The organism is Azonexus sp. (genome assembly GCF_036170495.1).
GTDB lineage: Bacteria > Pseudomonadota > Gammaproteobacteria > Burkholderiales > Rhodocyclaceae > Azonexus.
This window is the reverse complement of record NZ_JAVHPH010000337.1, coordinates 1-11,913: the sequence shown is the minus strand read 5'-3', so window position 1 is coordinate 11,913 and position 11,913 is coordinate 1. Positions and strand designations below refer to the sequence as shown.

Annotated in this window: 11 protein-coding genes, 1 pseudogene and 1 riboswitch; of the genes and pseudogenes, 3 read left to right on the top strand and 9 right to left on the bottom strand. The window is 61.9% G+C overall.

Going from position 1 to position 11,913, the window contains the following annotated elements:
- From ADADOO_RS12675 to ADADOO_RS12665, 3 genes are all read right to left on the bottom strand, one after another.
- Nucleotides 1–254, bottom strand: a 254-nt coding sequence (locus tag ADADOO_RS12675) for a trimeric intracellular cation channel family protein (protein WP_511277867.1), incomplete at its 3' end; no start/stop codon positions are given.
- Nucleotides 255–410: 156 nt separating this feature from the next.
- Nucleotides 411–505, bottom strand: a riboswitch (glycine riboswitch).
- Nucleotides 506–589: 84 nt separating this feature from the next.
- Nucleotides 590–2,221, bottom strand: coding sequence for a methyl-accepting chemotaxis protein (locus ADADOO_RS12670; RefSeq protein ID WP_511277866.1), 1,632 nt, complete (start codon nucleotides 2,219–2,221; stop codon nucleotides 590–592).
- Nucleotides 2,222–2,332: 111 nt separating this feature from the next.
- Nucleotides 2,333–2,872 carry an energy transducer TonB gene (locus ADADOO_RS12665; protein ID WP_511277865.1) on the bottom strand — a complete coding sequence of 180 codons (540 nt, stop codon included), beginning with the start codon at nucleotides 2,870–2,872 and terminating at the stop codon, nucleotides 2,333–2,335.
- A 79-nt stretch (nucleotides 2,873–2,951) separates the two neighbouring features.
- Between ADADOO_RS12665 and ADADOO_RS12660 the strand changes: the two genes are divergently transcribed.
- Nucleotides 2,952–3,950: an ankyrin repeat domain-containing protein gene (locus tag ADADOO_RS12660; protein WP_511277864.1), complete on the top strand. Its 999-nt coding sequence runs from the start codon at nucleotides 2,952–2,954 to the stop codon at nucleotides 3,948–3,950.
- Between the two features lie 77 nt (nucleotides 3,951–4,027).
- Entirely contained in the window at nucleotides 4,028–4,366 is a 339-nt protein-coding gene (locus tag ADADOO_RS12655; protein ID WP_511277863.1) for a hypothetical protein, read from the top strand.
- A 244-nt stretch (nucleotides 4,367–4,610) separates the two neighbouring features.
- On the opposite strand, the gene ADADOO_RS12650 is transcribed toward ADADOO_RS12655, so the two are convergent.
- From ADADOO_RS12650 to aceB, 5 genes are all read right to left on the bottom strand, one after another.
- Nucleotides 4,611–5,219 (bottom strand): response regulator transcription factor, encoded by a 609-nt coding sequence (locus tag ADADOO_RS12650; protein WP_511277862.1) that lies wholly within the window; start codon nucleotides 5,217–5,219, stop codon nucleotides 4,611–4,613.
- Complete coding sequence (locus ADADOO_RS12645) at nucleotides 5,212–7,611, bottom strand: PAS domain S-box protein (RefSeq protein ID WP_511277861.1); 2,400 nt, start codon at nucleotides 7,609–7,611, stop codon at nucleotides 5,212–5,214. Before ADADOO_RS12645 ends, ADADOO_RS12650 begins: the two co-directional genes overlap by 8 nt.
- A gap of 6 nt (nucleotides 7,612–7,617) precedes the next feature.
- Nucleotides 7,618–8,346 carry an LrgB family protein gene (locus ADADOO_RS12640; protein ID WP_511277860.1) on the bottom strand — a complete coding sequence of 243 codons (729 nt, stop codon included), beginning with the start codon at nucleotides 8,344–8,346 and terminating at the stop codon, nucleotides 7,618–7,620.
- Complete coding sequence (locus tag ADADOO_RS12635) at nucleotides 8,343–8,702, bottom strand: CidA/LrgA family protein (RefSeq protein ID WP_511277859.1); 360 nt, start codon at nucleotides 8,700–8,702, stop codon at nucleotides 8,343–8,345. The genes ADADOO_RS12640 and ADADOO_RS12635 overlap by 4 nt, the downstream gene beginning before the upstream one ends.
- A gap of 233 nt (nucleotides 8,703–8,935) precedes the next feature.
- A complete protein-coding gene (gene aceB / locus ADADOO_RS12630; RefSeq protein WP_511277858.1) occupies nucleotides 8,936–10,534 on the bottom strand; it encodes a malate synthase A in 1,599 nt (532 codons plus the stop codon).
- Between the two features lie 113 nt (nucleotides 10,535–10,647).
- Here aceB and ADADOO_RS12625 point away from each other — a divergent pair, with 113 nt between their 5' ends.
- Nucleotides 10,648–11,550 (top strand): LysR family transcriptional regulator, encoded by a 903-nt coding sequence (locus ADADOO_RS12625; RefSeq protein WP_511277857.1) that lies wholly within the window; start codon nucleotides 10,648–10,650, stop codon nucleotides 11,548–11,550.
- A gap of 145 nt (nucleotides 11,551–11,695) precedes the next feature.
- Here the strand turns inward: ADADOO_RS12625 and ADADOO_RS12620 are convergent.
- Nucleotides 11,696–11,913: pseudogene (locus ADADOO_RS12620) on the bottom strand (isocitrate lyase); the annotation flags it as partial.

Genomic DNA, 11,913 nt, shown 5'->3' with positions numbered 1-11,913 from the left:
ACCAGATAGACGTATTCAGGATGTTGCGTCCAGCCGATGGGGTAATGGCCGAGGATGACATCGCGAATGGTGCCGCCACCCAGCGCGGTGACAAAGGCGATCACCGCGACGCCAAAGATGTCCATGTTGCGGCGCCCCGCCGACAGCGCGCCGGACATGGCTTCGGCCGTGATGGCGACGAGATAAACCACGAGAAGCAGGTCAAATTGCTTGGTGGCGAGGGGCTGAAAAACGTGGGCGAGACTGTCTAGCATCAGGAGGTGTTCCATCAAAGTTCAGAAGACGCAGGGCGTGCTTCTGCGACGCCTCTCCCCCTGTCCTTTTACCTGAGAGTTTCAGCCCTGCACGGGCTTGCCCCTTCGGTGAGTTGCCAAGCGCTGCACTGCTCGGAACTTCTCTCCAGCCGGCGAATCATCTCTGCGGTTCGGTATGCCTGAGCGATTATGGGAGTTTGCGCCTTCGGCGGAGCGTGGAAATCCACTGCTCTCTCTCCCGCAGAGGGGTGCGATTATCGTGAGAGGGAGGATGGCCTGTCAATCGGCTTGTCGATCTCGTTGCCGACCGGCAATTCATCCTCCCGGCGTTTCGCTCAAACCCGGAAGCGGCCGATCATCGCCTTGAGGTTATTGGCGATGGTTTCCAGTTCATGGGCAGAGGCCGTTGTGCCGCGGATGGTTGCCGTAGTTTCCTCGACCATGTTGGCAATCTGCTCGACACGCTGGGCGATCGAGGTACTCGCCGTGCTTTGTTCCTGGGTGGCGTCGGCTACTTCGCCGACACGGTCCAGCGTGCGCCGGGCTCCTGCTTCGATGGTGCGCAGCGATTCGGAGGCGGAGATGGCCAGCGTGACACCCTGCTCAACCTCGGGCAGGGCCGCATTCATGGCCTCGACGGCGCCGGCCGTGTCAGCCTGGATGGCGCTGATCATCGTTTCGATTTCGGTCGTGGCCAGCGAGGTACGTTCGGCCAGTTTCCGGACTTCGTCGGCCACGACGGCAAAGCCACGCCCTTGCTCGCCGGCGCGGGCGGCCTCGATGGCGGCGTTGAGGGCGAGAAGATTAGTCTGGCCAGCAATATCCTTGATGACGTTGGCGATGGACGAAATTTGATTGGCGCGGTCCTCCAGCGTGTGGATGCGGCCCGAGACGTCCGAAATCGTGCCGGATAGCTGCTGAATGGCATCGGCCGCCTGGCTGACGCGCCCGGTGCCTTCGCCGGAGAGTCGCACGGCATCGCGGGTTTCGGCTGAGGTTTCGCGGGCACTGTCCGAAATGTGATTCGAGCTGACGGTCAACTCCTCGATTGCCGCTGCCATGGCGGAGGTGGCGTCAGACTGATGTTCGGCCGCACTCGCCACCTCGCTGGAGGCGTGGCGAATTTGCTCGGCATTATGCACAACAGCCACGGCACCGGAATTGACTTCACTAATCAGGTTGCGAAGTGCGCCCACCATTTCGTTCAACGCGCCGAGCAGGCTACCCTTGGCGGCGTTCGGGGCGGTCACGGTCAGGTCGCCGCCGGCGACGCGTTGCATGATAGCGACAGCGCTGGCTGGCTCACCACCCAGCTGGCCGATGATGCTGCGCTGGATCAGGCTGCTGACGACAATTAGCGTGACCAGCAGGGCGAGCGAAAAGCCGCCCAGGAACAGGGCATTCTCGCGGAAAGCCGTGTCAACATCGTCAATATAGATGCCGGTGCCGATAATCCACCCCCAAGGCGCAAACCCCTTTACGTAGGACAGCTTGGCGACCGGTTTGCTCTCCCCTTGGCGCGACCACATGTAATCGACAAAACCGGCGCCCTGGGCTTTGACGACCTTGACGAACTCAACGTAGAGTTGCTTGCCGTTCGGGTCGCGGTTATCGGTCTGATCCTTGCCTTCCAGTTCCGGTTTGATCGGATGCATGATACTTGTCGGGTGGAAGTCGTTGATCCAGAAATATTCCTTCTCGTCGTAACGGGCCTTGCGCAAGGCGTTTTTGGCTTGTCCCTGGGCTTCTTCGAGCGACATCTTCCCGGCCTTGACCTGCTCATCGTAGAAAGCCATCTGGGTGTGGGCGTATTCGACCAGGTTGCGAATCTTGGCCATGCGGTCTTCAATCATCGACTGCTTGAGTTGAAACAAGGCTGCGACACAGAGGGAAATGAGCCCGACCAATATCAACGCCGTCACGGCATGCATTTTGGTCGAGATCTTAAGATTGTTGAACTGAGACATGTTGTAACGCTCCCGCGATAAGGGTTATTGGTCGGCGTATTGAATGATTCGCTTCTATTTTTTTCTTATTCTAGCCCTGCTGGCGCGCCAGGATCGACCAGGGATTTTCGATCAACGCAACCGGAAGCGTACCGGCAGGACGACCTGGCGTGGGGCGTCGGCCGGCAGCGATTGCAGCGAACGGACGGCGCGCAGGGCGGCGTCGTCGAGCATCGGCTGGCCGCTACCTTGTTCGACGCGGGCGGCGCTGACCGTGCCGGTTTCATCGATGATGATAAGGACGAGGACTTCGCCTTCAAGACCTCGGGCGATGGCTTCGGCCGGGTAGAACTGGCCGGCCTTGTCGAGTTTTTTGAGGTGTTCGCGGACGGTCTGGGTCCAGGTTTGGCGAACGGCGCGCGCGGCTTTTTCGGCCGGCTTTGACAACGCCGGCTTGAGGGGCTTGGGCGCAGGCTCATTGGCCGGTTTTGGCTGCTCCGGCAGGCTCAGCGGTGGCATCGCGGCTGCCGGGGGCGGGCGCAGTTCGGCGGTCAGCGGTGCTACGGTCGACCGGAATTTTTGGCCAAAATTGAAATCCGGCAGCAGCGGCAAGAGATGTAGCAAGAGCGACAGCGCCAGCGCGGCAAAAAGCCGGTAATCGATCCGGGTCATGAGAAAATGGGGGCTGGCCAGAGGCAATGGAAACGCAATGAGACGAACTGTAAAACGACGGCTTGCCATGATAAGCGCGATGGGGTTGTTGCTGTTGGCTGGGCGGCCGGTTTTTTCGGCCGACGCCTTACCCGACCCGGTGCGCTTCACCGTCAGCATGGAGCTCGGTGATGTCAGTCAGGCAGAAAGCTGGCTCGATGCCGGCCTGCCGCCCGATTTCATGGGCAGCCGGATCGGCTCGGGCCTGATGATCGGCGCCTGGGAGGGCAAGCCGGATCTGATGCGTCTGTTCCTGTCGCGCGGTGCCGACATCAATAAACTGAATTCGAATGGCGAATCGGCCATGGCGCTGGCCGCCTGGCGCGGCAATCTGGAAATGGTCAAGTGGCTGCTCGAACGCGGGGCGCGCATCAATGCACCGAAACGCAGTTGGTCGGCACTGCATTACGCGGTGTTCGCCGGGCACGGCGAGGTGGCCGATTTTCTGATCGAGCAGGGGGCCGACATCAATGCCCAGAGCACCAACGGCTCCAGCGTGCTCATGATGGCGGTGTATGAAGGCCATCAGGGCTTGGCCCGCAAGCTGATCGAAAAGGGCGCCGACCGGGCATCGAAGAACGACTGGGGCGACGGCGCGCTGGACTGGGCGATGCGCCACGACCGGCTGGAGCTGGCGCGCATGGTGAGCAATCCGGAAGAGTTCAATATCGCGGTCAGCCAGCCCAAGGAAAAATGGGGGGCGCCGGTGCGTTCGATGCGCAGCTCGAAGGAACTCGAAGCGCTGCTCAACATGCGCGAAAAACTCGTCGAACGGCAGATGTCCACGAATCTCATCGATAAGCGCATCGCCAGCGAACGGGTGCGCATTGTGCGCGCCGAAATGGATCGGCCGATGCCGGCGCGGGCGGTGACGATGGAAATTACGGCCAGCCGCAAGAAGCCGAAGGAGCAGTCGGCGACGATCGTGGCCGACCAGAAAGGCAAGGACGGCGGCAAGGCGGGCGGCTTCAAGGCGCCGCCGGCAACTTATTTCGGGACGCCGAAAATGCCGATCAAGGCGCCGGTCAGGAACTACTGATCGCGCGCTTTTACGGCTGCGATCAATTGCCAATCACGATCAGCTCATGCAGACTGCGTCGATCAACCGAGAGAGGAATGGGCATGCTTTACGTGGCAAGAGATAGCAAGGGCAACATTTGCGAAGCGCATCCGATGCCCCTCGGCGATGCCAGCGAAGCCTTGCCGGCCGATCATCCCGAAGTCCTGCAGTTCATCCACGAACGCTGGCGGCAGAACGAACTCGATGAACTCGACCGCGATTTCGTCCGGGTCATCGAAGACACCATCGAACTGCTGATCGCCAAGGATCTGATCCTGTTCACCGACCTGCCGCCCAAGGTTCAGGAAAAGCTGCTGCGCCGCAAGGAAGTTCGCCAGCTCAAGCACTACGAAGGCCACTTCGGCACCGGCGGCGACGACATTATCCCGCTTTGAGCAGTGGGATTTTCTCCTCCCCTTTATGGCCCACAGGGCCGGTATCCCTTGGGACAAGGGGGAGGTTGGGATAAGCAGAGACTTGGCCGCCGTTATTTGGCGGCTTAGTCGGTTGCTTAGTAGCTTCATCAGGGGGATGGGTCTGAAAGCAAGGGATTCCGTTTTCAGCCTTACCCATCCCCACCCCAACCCTCCCCTTGAAGGGGAGGGAGTGGCTGCTCATGGATGGCTTATTTGATGATTTTCAATTAACCGTCACCACGGCCTTGACCAGTTCGGCCAGGGTGCGCACGCCCATTTTCTCCATGACCCGAGCCCGGTGGGCTTCGACGGTTTTCATGCTGATGTTGAGTTCGTCGGCGATCTGCTTGTTGAGCTTGCCGGCGACGACCAGTTTCATCACTTCGCTTTCGCGTTGGGTCAGCTGATCGAGGCGGTGGCTGATTGCCCCGTTGCGCTGGCGACGCGCCCATAGCTGGGCGTCCAGTTCAAGGGCGCGGACGATGCGCGAGAGCAGATCCTCGTTGTGGAAGGGCTTTTCGATGAAATCGCAGGCACCGCGCTGCAGCGCCGAGACGGCCATCGGCACGTCGCCGTGGCCGGTAACGAAGATGACCGGCAATTCGGAGCCAAGGGTGTCGAGTTTTTCGTGTAGTTCAAGGCCGCTCATTTCCGGCATTCGCACATCGAGAATCAGGCAGCCGCGCATGTCGTCGCGGCGCGCCTTGAGGAAACTCTCGGCCGAGTCGAAGCAGGCCACGACGTAGCCCTCGCCTTCGAGCAGCCAGGTCATCGAGTCGCGCATGGCCTCGTCGTCATCGACGACGTAAATTGTCTGGGTCAGATCATTCATTGCTGTCCTCGTCTAACGCTTCGATCGGTACGGTGAAGTGGAACACGCTCCCCCCCTCGCGCCGCGGCTCGACCCACAGCCGTCCCTGGTGAAACTCGATGATCGAGCGGCAGATGGCCAGGCCGATGCCCATGCCCTCGGCCTTGGTCGTATAGAAGGGGGCGAAAATCTTTTCGCTGTCTTCTTCGGCCAGGCCATGCCCCTGGTCAGCGACGGTGATTTCCAGCATGCGTTCATCGACCTGTTCGGCCTGCAGGGTCAGCCGCCGCCGTTCGGCCGGCATGTCGCTCATCGCCTCAATGCCGTTTTTGAACAGGTTGAGCAGCACCTGTTCGATCATGATGCGGTCGACGACGATTTTCGGCAAATTTTCCGGCAGGTCGACGATGATCTGTGTGCCGGTGCGCTGGGCGTCGATGTCGGCAAAGGCGCGGGTTTCGTCGACCAGTTCGTCGAGCCCGATCGGTTGGCGGTTGGGGTCGCCCTTCTTCACCATGTCGCGCATGCGGCGGATGATCTTGCCGGCCCGCTCGGCCTGGTCGGAGGCTTTCTGCATGGCGGCGAGGATGTCATCGATGCGATAGTTGCCGGCCTGCATGCGCTTGACGCAGCCGGCGCAGTAGTTGGCGATGGCCGACAGCGGCTGGTTCAGCTCATGGGCCAGCGACGAGGCCATTTCGCCCATGGTGATCAGGCGCGAGGTTTGTTCGAGGCGCTTTTGCTGTTGCAGGTTGACCTCGTCGATATGCTTGCGGTCGGTGATGTCGGCGCCGATCTGGACGCGCACGGTGCGCCCGTCCACCCAGCGGATGGCGCGTTCGTGCAGGTGATACCAGTGGCCGGACAGGGCGTGCTGGAGTTCGCCGTCGAACAGTTCGCAGGGTAGCTCATCGGCGCCGATGTGCTGCGGGTCGCGGGCCAGTTGCTCATTGGGCGGCTGGCAGGCGGCGGTGATTTGCGCCGAGTTCTGGCCGACCGCATCGAAGCCGAAAATATTCTGGAAGGCGCGGTTGGCAAAAAGGATTTCGCCGGTCTGCACGTCGGCGACATGCACCGCCGAGTCGAGCCCGTCGATAACCGTGGCGAAGCGCTCATGGGCGCGTTCGAGTTCGACGCGCACGCGCTTCGGTTCGGTGATGTCATTCATCGAGGCCATCCAGCCGATTTGCTGGCCATCGGTGCCGATCAGCGGCGAAAAGTAGAGACGGACATCGAAGCGCTCGCCGCTCTTGCGCATGATGCGCATCTCGAAGCCGCTGGCCGGTGCCTTGCCGGCCAGGGCGGTCTCGATGTTCTGTTCCAGCTTGGCAAATTCCTCGTTCGGCCAGTAGGGGTAGGGCGGCTTGATGCCGGTCAGTTCACTTTCATTGAAGCCGGTCATCCGGCAGAAGGCGGCGTTGACGAAGGTGATCCGGCCTTCGAGGTCGATGGCGCGCAGGCCGGTGATCAGCGAGTTGGACATGGCCTGGCGGAAGGCGTAGGCGGTGCGCAGTTCTTCCTCGGTTTCGGCGCGATGCCGGGCATGCCGGCGGAGCTGGATGAGCGTGACCGAGGCGATCAGGGTCAGCACGATAATCAGTGCGGCCGGGACGAAGGGCAGCCAGGCCCCGCCAACGCGGTAGGCGACGATATTGAGGCCGAGGCGGTTGTTGGGCAAATCGAGGCTGATCTGACCGGAAACCTGGCGATCAGTCGGCTTGACCGACGAGTTGCTCAAGACCTCGCGGTTCTGCGCATCGACGACGGTCAGGCTGTAACGGGCGGTGAATGCGGTGGGCAGGGTGGTACGCAGCAGCGTTTCGAGCGATTGCAGGGCGATAAAGGCGCCGAGATCGGCGCTGCCCCGCTGGACCGGCTGGATGATGTCGTGTGCCGGGTGCTCGGTGGCGTCCCGGTAATCCGGCGAAACCACCTCGCGGCGGACACGCAGGGCTTCCTGGAGAGCGGCCAGGCGCTCGCCCGTCAGCTGTTCGCCGACAAAGACGGCAATCGCTTCGTTGGGGGCGACCCATTCGACCTTGCCATCGATATTCACCCAGACAATCGCCTGGATTTCCGGGGTTTCACGCACATAGCGACTGGCTTTGACCTGAAAGGATTCGTAGTCGAGCTGTTTGAATTCCTGCTCGCGGCCGAGCGCGGCAAGAAAGTCGAGATGCGTGTGCAAACGGCTTTCGATGGTCCGTTCTGCCCAGTGCATGTCGCCCTCCAGGGCCGAGCGCGCGGTGGCCAGTTCGCGCCACTGGAGCAGTCCGGTGATGACCAGCATGGCCAGGGCAAAAACACCGATGGCGATGTAGGGAGCGAGCCAAAGGCGGGTGTGTTTCGGGGGGGCGGAAGGGGCACGCATGAGCATGGTCAAATTCTTCGCTGCCCCGGTGGCATCGGCCATAGGTACTTACCCTATGTTGATCAGATAAGTGGCAATCCAGGGCACGATCAGGGCGGTCAGGGCGCCGTTCATGCCCATGGCCAGCGCGGCGAAGGCGCCGCTCTGCTCGTTGACCTGGAAGGCGCGGGCCGTGCCGATGCCGTGCGAGGCGATGCCGATGGCGAAGCCGCGAATGGCCGGATCGCGCACCTTGATGGTGTCGAAGACGAAACGCCCCGCGACCGCGCCGAGGATGCCGGTAATAATGACCAGCACGGCGGTCAGCGAGGGGATGCCGCCGATCCGTTCGGCGATGCCCATGGCAATCGGCGTCGTCACCGACTTGGGGGCGAGCGACAGCTGGGTTGAGGCGCTGGCGCCGAGCAGGCGGCCGACCAGCACGGCCGAGACGATGGCGGTCAGGCTGCCGGCGAGCAGCCCGGCGAGCACCGGCAGCCACATCGAGCGGACGCGCCTGAACTGCGTGTAGAGCGGGACGGCGAGTGCAACGGTGGCCGGGCCGAGCAGGAAATGGACGAACTGGGCGCCGGCGAAGTAGGTTTCATACGATGTTACGGTCAACGTCAAAAACAGCACCAAAATGAAAACGGCGATGAGCACCGGGTTGGCCAGCGGATTGTTGCCGGAGCGCCGGTAGAGCGCGAAAGCGGCCTGATAGGCGAGCAGCGTGATGGTCAGCCCGAGCAGTGGCGAGGCCGAGAGGTAAACCCAGATCTGGCCGATTTCCTGGGTCATGGCGTTTCTCCCGAGGCGGCCGGCGAGCGTTGGCAGAGCTTCATGACCAGCGCCGTGACGACCAGGGTGGCCAGCGTGCTGACCAGCAGCGAAACGAGCAGCGGCAGCCATTCGTCGGAGACCCGGTGGAGATGGATCATGATGCCGGTGCCGGCCGGGACGAAGAGCAGCGAGAGGTGTTGCAGCAGGTTCTGGCTGGTCGACTGCAATTCTTCGCCGGGGCCGCCGCGCAGCACGAGCGCGGCGAAGAGCATGAGCATGCCGATGACCGGGCCGGGGATGGGCAGATTAAGCGAGCGGGCGAGAACTTCGCCGGCCAGCTGGAAGAGCAGTAATTGGGTCAGGGCACCGAGCATGATGCGGTCCTTGAAGACGGAGATGGGCAGTCTATTGCGTCTTTCTGGTCAGCAATAGGTGGCAATTTGTCACTTGATTTTTGACTAAAAGTATTGAAATTGAAAATCCGGCGCCGGGCCATGGTTTTGCCCGTTTTTTTCGGTCGACCGTAGCAATCGCTGGGTTGGCGCGGGAGCAATAAAAAAGCGCCGGGTTGCCCCGGCGCTTCGGTCTTGCTCCAGCCTGATGTTCCTTATTCCATCGCTTCGTACAGCGGCAGGGTCAGGAATTCCGGGTAGTCCGGGGTCAGCGACATCTTGTCGAAGATGACCGCGGCCTGGTCGTAGGTTGCCGTGTCTTCGCCCTGGGCGGTGACCGTGGCTTTCACCTTGGCCAGTTCTTCGGCGATCATCGGGCGGACCATCGCTTCGGTGACCTTGCGGCCGTCGTCGAGGATGCCCTTCGGTGAAACCACCCACTGCCAGACTTGCGAGCGGGAGATTTCGGCGGTGGCGGCGTCTTCCATCAGGTTGTGGATGGGCACGCAGCCGTTGCCGGCCAGCCAGCTACCCAGATAGTGGATGCCGACGTTGATGTTGTTGCGCAGGCCGGCTTCGGTGATCGGCTGTTCCGGCTGGAAGTCCAGCCACTGGGCCGGGCCGAATTGGCCTTCGACCGGCTTGCCGAACTGGTTCGGCTTGTCGCCGAGGACCTTGACGAACTCTTCCATGGCGATCGGCACGAGACCCGGGTGGGCCACCCAGCCGCCGTCGTAGCCGTCGTTGGCGTCGCGGGTCTTGTCGTGGCGGATGCCGGCCAGGGCCTTTTCGTTGGCGACCGGGTCGTTCTTGATCGGGATCAGGGCCGACATGCCGCCCATGGCCGGGGCGCCGCGCTTGTGGCAGGCCTGGACCAGGGCCAGCGCGTAGGAGCGCATGAACGGCACTTCCATGGTGATGGCGCCGCGTTGGGCCAGGCAGAAGTTCTTGTTCTTCTTGAACTTCTTGATGCAGGAGAAGATGTAGTCCCAACGACCGGCGTTGAGGCCAGCCGAGTGGTTGCGCAGTTCGTAGAGGATTTCTTCCATCTCGAAAGTGGCGAGGATGGTTTCGACCAGCACGGTGGCCTTGATGGTCCCTTGCGGCAGGCCGATGTGGTCCTGGGCCATGACGAAGATGTCGTTCCACAGACGGGCTTCGAGGTGGCTTTCCATCTTCGGCAGGTAGAAGAAGGGGCCGGCGCCGCGGGCGATCTGTTCCTTGGCGTTGTGGAAGAAGACGACGGCGAAGTCGAAGATGCCGCCGCCGACGCGCTGGCCGTCGACCAGCACGTGCTTTTCATCAAGGTGCCAGCCGCGCGGACGGATCTGCAGGGTGGCGATCTTGTCGTTCAGCTTGTATTCCTTGCCGTTCTCGCCCTTGAACGAGAGTTCGCGGCGGATCGCCTTGTAGAGGTTGATCTGACCCTGGATCTGGTTGTCCCAGTTCGGGGAGTTCGAATCCTCGAAGTCGGTCATGTAGGAATCGGCGCCGGAGTTGAAGGCGTTGATGATCATCTTGGCTTCGACCGGGCCGGTGATTTCGACGCGGCGGCAGTGCAGGGCCGGCGGCACCGGGGCGACCTTCCAGTCGCCGGCGCGGATGTGGGCGGTTTCCGGCAGGAAGTCGGGCATTTCGCCGGCATCGATGCGCGCCTGGCGCTCGACGCGGGCCTTGAGCAGCTCCTGGCGACGGGCTTCGCAGGCGCGGTGCAGCTTGGCGACCAGCTCGAGGGCTTCGAAGGTGAGGATGGATTCGTAACCCGGCTTGATCGGACCGGTGATTTGCACGCCTTGCGGCAGATTGAGGGCCATGAGGAACTCCTGAGTAAAGGATGAATGGATGTTGCGCTGCAGCGAATTCTATGACTCTTCTATAAGACTTGAAAGGCGGATAGAATCAATTCATCTTTTACTTAAAGTATGAAATGAACCGCCTAAAACAGATCGAAGCCTTCGTTTCGGCCGCTACTCGGGGCAGTCTTTCCGCTGCAGCGCGGGTCGAGGGGGTCACGCCGGCCATCATCGGCCGTCGGCTCGATGCGCTGGAAGCGCGCCTGGGCGTCAAGTTATTGCTGCGCACGACGCGCAAGCTGACCATCACTTTCGAAGGCCAGGCCTTTCTGGAAGATTGCCAGAAGACGCTCAACGATCTGGCCAACGCCGAGGCGGCGGTGTCGCTCGGCAGTGTGCGGGCGAGCGGTCAATTGCGTGTTTCGGCGCCGTCCGGTTTCGGGCGGCGGCACGTCGCACCGCTGGTCGGCGATTTCATGCTGGCCAACCCGGAAGTCCGGGTCAATCTGAACCTCAGCGATCGCCTCGTCGATCTGGTCAATGAAAACATCGACTGCGCCATCCGCATCGGCGAATTGACCGATTCCAGCCTGATCAGCGTTCGCCTCGGCGAGATGCGCCGGATGGTCGTCGCCAGCCCGGCTTATCTGGTTGCCCACGGTGTGCCGCGCCAGCCGGCCGATCTGGCCAACCACCAATGCCTGTCGCTCGGTCAGCAGCGCGGCTGGGTCTTTCGCGATCCGGAAAGTGGGCAGGTCGACACCATCAAGGTCGGCGGCAGCTTCGAATGCAACGACGGCGCCGTGCTGCACGAATGGGCACTGGCCGGGCGTGGCCTGGCCTGGCGCTCACTGTGGGAGGTCGGGCAGGATTTGAAAGAGGGCACGCTGACTTCGGTGCTTGACGCCTGGCAGGCCCCGCCGATGGGCATCTACACCGTCTTCCCGCAACGCCGGCATCTGCCGCTGCGGGTCCGGCTGTTCATCGATCTGCTCAAGGAAACCTACAGCCGGGAGAGCTACTGGGAACTGCGCTGAAGCGGCGGGGTTGGGAAATGCTAGCGCTGCACTTCCTACGGTTGCGGTCAACCGGATAAAAAGGCTGAAAATGAAAAAGGCCAGCCCCTTGTGGGAGCCGGCCTTGTTGCTGCCGGGTGGGGCAGCAAGTTTAAGCGGTGCGTTCTTAGTGGAACTGTTCTTCTTCGGTCGAGCCGGTCAGCGCGGTAACGCTGGACTTGCCACCCTGGATCACGGTGGTGACGTCGTCGAAGTAGCCAGTACCAACTTCCTGCTGGTGCGACACGAAGGTGTAGCCACGGTCGCGGGCAGCGAATTCCGGCTCCTGGACCTTCTCGACGTAGGCCGACATGCCGCGCTTGGCGTAGTCCTGGGCCAGATCGA

What these genes read in the sequence shown, in the direction of transcription:
- ADADOO_RS12660 (WP_511277864.1), top strand. Translation starts at nt 2,952, where the DNA reads ATGGGGTTGTTGCTGTTGGCTGGGCGGCCGGTTTTTTCGGCCGACGCC.
- ADADOO_RS12670 (WP_511277866.1), bottom strand. Translation starts at nt 2,221, where the DNA reads ATGTCTCAGTTCAACAATCTTAAGATCTCGACCAAAATGCATGCCGTG.
- ADADOO_RS12655 (WP_511277863.1), top strand. Translation starts at nt 4,028, where the DNA reads ATGGGCATGCTTTACGTGGCAAGAGATAGCAAGGGCAACATTTGCGAA.
- ADADOO_RS12650 (WP_511277862.1), bottom strand. Translation starts at nt 5,219, where the DNA reads ATGAATGATCTGACCCAGACAATTTACGTCGTCGATGACGACGAGGCC.
- aceB (WP_511277858.1), bottom strand. Translation starts at nt 10,534, where the DNA reads ATGGCCCTCAATCTGCCGCAAGGCGTGCAAATCACCGGTCCGATCAAG.
- ADADOO_RS12625 (WP_511277857.1), top strand. Translation starts at nt 10,648, where the DNA reads ATGAACCGCCTAAAACAGATCGAAGCCTTCGTTTCGGCCGCTACTCGG.
- ADADOO_RS12640 (WP_511277860.1), bottom strand. Translation starts at nt 8,346, where the DNA reads ATGACCCAGGAAATCGGCCAGATCTGGGTTTACCTCTCGGCCTCGCCA.
- ADADOO_RS12635 (WP_511277859.1), bottom strand. Translation starts at nt 8,702, where the DNA reads ATGCTCGGTGCCCTGACCCAATTACTGCTCTTCCAGCTGGCCGGCGAA.
- ADADOO_RS12665 (WP_511277865.1), bottom strand. Translation starts at nt 2,872, where the DNA reads ATGACCCGGATCGATTACCGGCTTTTTGCCGCGCTGGCGCTGTCGCTC.
- ADADOO_RS12645 (WP_511277861.1), bottom strand. Translation starts at nt 7,611, where the DNA reads ATGGCCGATGCCACCGGGGCAGCGAAGAATTTGACCATGCTCATGCGT.